The organism is Achromobacter sp. (assembly GCF_036567245.1).
In the GTDB taxonomy this organism is placed as follows: Bacteria; Pseudomonadota; Gammaproteobacteria; order Burkholderiales; family Burkholderiaceae_B; genus Achromobacter.
The window spans coordinates 1-3,482 of sequence record NZ_DATCUY010000585.1 but is presented as its reverse complement, the minus strand read 5'-3'; the positions used below and the strand labels follow the sequence as shown (position 1 = coordinate 3,482).

Here is a 3,482-nt window from a genome sequence, read left to right as displayed (position 1 = left end):
ACAAGGCTTATGCCCAGGCCCGCACCGACATCGCGCTGCCGCGCGACGCCCTGCAGGCCACCGCGTTGCGCGGCAAGCAGGCCGCGCCCGGCGGCGTCCAGTTCGCGCTGGCGCCGTCGCTGGCACCGCTCAAGCCCTTGTACGAAAGCGGCGACATGGCGGTGCTGCTGAACATAGGTCCGCTGGTCGTGCCCACGTCCAAGCAGGAATACATAGGCGCGCGCGTACCCCTGCCGCCCAAGCTGTTCTCGCACAACGACCAGCAGTCGTATTGGCAAGCGCTGGCGCCCGAGGGCGCCGCATCGGGCTGGGCGGGCCGGCTGACGGACCTGTACGCCGACGCCAACGCGCAGCGCACCTTCACGGGAATTACCGCTGGCGGCAGCAGCGTGCTGCTGGCCGGGCGCAAGATCGCCGGATACCGGGTGGGCATCCACGGCTCCACCCGCATCGACCTGTTGACCCGCGACATGTACGGCTCCAGCGCCTGCACGGCCTTGCTGCGCCAACTGATCACACAACCGCGCGAGCATCTGATGGAGCGCGAGATGTCGCGCATCGCCGCGCAGTCCATCGACGCCGACGCGCGCCTGCGCGCAGCTCTTGCGGACGTAGCCGTGCCCGGCGATTTTTCATCGCCGCTCGCCCAGCAGTTGAAGATCGTCGCCCGTATCATCGCCGCGCGGCAGGCGCTGGGCGCACGGCGCCAGGTCTTCTTCGTGTCGCAGAACGGCTATGACAACCACGCCGGCCTGAACGATGCCCACCCCGCCCTGCTCAAGGAACTGGGCCAGGCCCTGGCCGCGTTCCAGCAGGCCTTGTCGGCAATAGGCGTGGCCGACCAGGTGACCACGTTCACCGCATCCGAATTCGGCCGTACCCTGGGCTCCAACGGCAATGGCTCCGACCACGGCTGGGGTTCGCACCACTTCGTGCTGGGCGGCGCCGTCCAGGGCGGACGCTACTACGGCAGCCATCCGGAAATCGCCCTGGACGGCCCTGGCTTCGTCGACAACGGCCGCCTCTTGCCCACCCTGGCCGTGGACCAGCTGGGCGCGTCCCTGGGCGCATGGTTCGGCGCCGGCCGCGAGGACCTGAGCCTGGTGTTCCCGAACCTGCGGCGCTTCGACGCGCAGGCGCTGGACCTGCTGCCGCGCGCCTAGGGCCGCGCCAGCAGCGCCGGACTCACAGCTGCCGCGCCTGTTCGCGCAGCAGGTACTTCTGGATCTTGCCCGTGGCGGTCTTGGGCAGCGGACCGAACACGAAGGTGCGCGGCACCTTGAAGCCCGCCAGCCGGGTGCGGCAGAAGCCGGCCAGCTCGTCCGCGGTCGCGGCGCAGCCGTCCTTCAGCGTGATGAAGGCGCAGGGCGTCTCGCCCCATTTGGCGTCGGGCCGCGCCACCACCGCCGCTTCCAGCACGGCGGGGTGCGCATACAGGGCCTCCTCGACCTCGACTGTCGAGATGTTCTCGCCGCCCGAAATGACGATGTCCTTGGCGCGGTCCTTGATCTGCATATAGCCGTCGGGGTGCACCACGCCCAGATCGCCGGTGTGGAACCAGCCGCCTGCGAAGGCCTCGGCGGTGGCCTGCGGATTCTTCAGGTATCCCTTCATGAGCGTGTTGCCGCGCATCATGATTTCGCCCACGGTGATGCCGTCCGGCGGCACGGGGTCCAGGGTGGCGGGATCCAGCACGCGGACCTGTTCCATCGTGTGCTTGCGCACGCCGATGCGCGCCTTGAGCGCGGCCTGTTGATCCAGCGGCAGATCGCTCCAGGCCTCGTGCCAGGCGCAACTGATCGACGGACCATAGCTCTCGGTCAGGCCATACAGGTGCATGACGTCTATGCCCAGATCGTCCATCGCCGCAATGACGGCGGCCGGCGGCGGCGAGCCGCCCGTAAGCACCTGCACCGGACGCGCGGCGCGGCGCTTGATCCCCGGCGGACTGTTGATGAGCATGCCCAGCACCACCGGCGCGGCGCAGAAATAATCGACCCCGTGCGCCTGGATGGCGTCGAAGACGGCGCCGGCCTCGACCCGCCGCAGGCAAACGTTGGTTCCGGCCAGCAGCGCAATGGTCCAGGGAAAGCTCCAGCCATTGCAGTGGAACATCGGCAAGGTCCAGAGGTACACGGCATGCTGGCGCATGTCGCAGGCCAGGGCGTTGCCCATCGCGTTCAGGTAAGCGCCGCGATGGTGGTACAGCACGCCCTTGGGCCTGCCAGTCGTGCCGGAGGTGTAGTTCAGGCACAGCGATTGCCATTCATCCGCCGGCCAGGGGATTTCGGCCGCGGCGTCGCCTGTGTCCAGCAGCGCCTCGTAGCTCATTTCCCCGATCAGTTCTCCTGGCCCGTCGTACTCGGCATCGTCGATGTCCACCACCCGGATCCGCCTGCTGGTCCTGGCCAGCGCCTGCGCCATGACCGGCGCGTACTCGCGGTCCGTCAGCAGCACCGCGGCTGCGCCGTGCTCCAGGATGTAGGCCAGCGTGTCCGCGTCCAGCCGGGTGTTCAGCGCATTGAGCACCGCCCCCGCCATGGCGACGCCGAAGTGGGCTTCGTACAGCGCCGGGATGTTGGGCGCCATCACCGCCACCGTATCGCCGGGCCGCACGCCCAGGCGTTCCAGCCCGCTGGCCAAGCGGCGGCAGCGCGCGTAGGTCTGCCGCCAGCTCTGGCGCAAGGCGCCGTGGACGATGGCGGTGCGCTCCGGATAGACCTTAGCCGCGCGCTCGATGAAGGTCAGCGGCGTAAGCGCCAGGTGGTTGGCGCTATTGCGTTCGATATCCGGGGCTTGATGATCAGGAGTGTCGGCGGGCATCGGAGTCTCACAGAGGCGAAGCGCTCGCCGCGCCCATCAGGCGGCGGCAAGCGGGGACAGGCCGCGCAAGGTGGCGCGCAGCAGGGAATCGCTCAGGTCCGCGTCCGCCTGCATCAAACGCTGCAGCAGGCGGGATGGACTGTCGCCGGGTGTTTCCAGATGCCAGCCGTACAGGTGCAGGCCGCTCAGCATGTAGGCATCCTCCAGCCCTTCCAGCGCAGCGTGCCGGTGCTCAGCGCGTGCGGAGGGCGGCAAGGCGTTGTCGGCGCAGTCCACCACCAGAATGGGTGTGGGCCTGGAAAAATAGTCCGTCACCCTGGCGCGGGCCTCATCAAGCCGGCGCAGGGCCGCGACGTCCAGCGGCTCGCCCGCCAGGCGCGTCTTGACCAGGAGGTTGCGCTGGTCGAGTTCAACGATGTGCAGGTCTTTTTCGACCCAGTCGGCGTGGACTGGCACGCCCTTGCGGCGGAAGACCTCCGCGGCGGCGAGCCCGGCCCCCAGGCCTTCGCCGGCAAGCAATTGCTTGAAGAAGTCCCGCTCCGCCATGGCGCGGTCCAGTTCCTGCAGTTCGAGATCGAGCGCATGGCGCTCGCGCAGGCACTGCGCGCGGCGGCCGTGCAGTTGCGCGTCGGCGGGGCTGCGCTGCAGGTCCAGCCACG

3 protein-coding genes are annotated in these 3,482 nt (G+C 69.0%); 1 reads left to right on the top strand and 2 read right to left on the bottom strand.

The features are described from left to right. Positions 1 to 1,163 (top strand): DUF1501 domain-containing protein (locus VIR09_RS24820; RefSeq protein ID WP_332015265.1); only part of this gene is annotated, 1,163 nt, incomplete at its 5' end. Positions 1,164 to 1,185: 22 nt separating this feature from the next. Here VIR09_RS24820 and VIR09_RS24815 read toward each other — a convergent pair. Both VIR09_RS24815 and VIR09_RS24810 read right to left on the bottom strand, forming a co-directional pair. Further along, positions 1,186 to 2,823 (bottom strand): acyl-CoA synthetase, encoded by a 1,638-nt coding sequence (locus VIR09_RS24815; RefSeq protein ID WP_332015264.1) that lies wholly within the window; start codon positions 2,821 to 2,823, stop codon positions 1,186 to 1,188. A 36-nt stretch (positions 2,824 to 2,859) separates the two neighbouring features. Next, on the bottom strand, positions 2,860 to 3,482 hold a 623-nt coding region (locus tag VIR09_RS24810), incomplete at its 5' end, for a hypothetical protein (protein ID WP_332015263.1).

Excerpts from the sequence above, each read along its gene's own strand:
- VIR09_RS24815 (WP_332015264.1), bottom strand. The coding sequence starts at position 2,823 with ATGCCCGCCGACACTCCTGATCATCAAGCCCCGGATATCGAACGCAAT.